The sequence below is a fragment of the Paraburkholderia sp. BR10936 genome, from assembly GCF_040965735.1.
Classification (GTDB): domain Bacteria; phylum Pseudomonadota; class Gammaproteobacteria; order Burkholderiales; family Burkholderiaceae; genus Paraburkholderia; species Paraburkholderia nodosa_A.
In genome coordinates, this window is sequence record NZ_JBFRCM010000073.1 from 1 (window position 1) to 457 (window position 457).

A 457-nucleotide genomic window follows, 5' to 3' on the forward strand; every position below is an offset into this window, starting at 1 on the left:
GCGGAAGGCGAAGCCCATCGGGATGCCGTCCAGGCGGGTGGCGGCGACGCTGACCGGCTGCACCGTCAGCGGACGGCCGTCGATGCGGCGGGCGGCGACGGCGAACAGGGCGGTCTTGAAGGGCAGGGTGCGGTTGCCGTCGCTGGAGGTGCCCTCCGGGAACAGGATCAGGCTGTCGCCGGCATCCAGACGGCTGCCGATGTCGTCGCGCTGCTTGTCGACCGAGGCGCGGGCCTTGCGTTCCACGAACACCGTGCGCTGAAGCCGGGCCAGCAGGCCGAAGAAGGGCCAGGATCCGACCTCCGACTTGGCGACGAAGGAACCCGGGATCTGCGACCCCAGCACCGTGATGTCCAGGTAGGAGGAGTGGTTGGACACGAACAGCACCGGTCCGTCGGCCCGCTGGCCGCGCACCACCACATCCAACCCCATCAGCCGGGCGCAGACGCCATGATAG

The 457-nt window shown here is 69.8% G+C and carries 1 protein-coding gene; it reads right to left on the bottom strand.

The window, feature by feature from the left end:
* Positions 1-457: lysophospholipid acyltransferase family protein (locus AB4Y36_RS40465; protein WP_368685937.1), on the bottom strand; the 457-nt coding region annotated here is incomplete at both ends.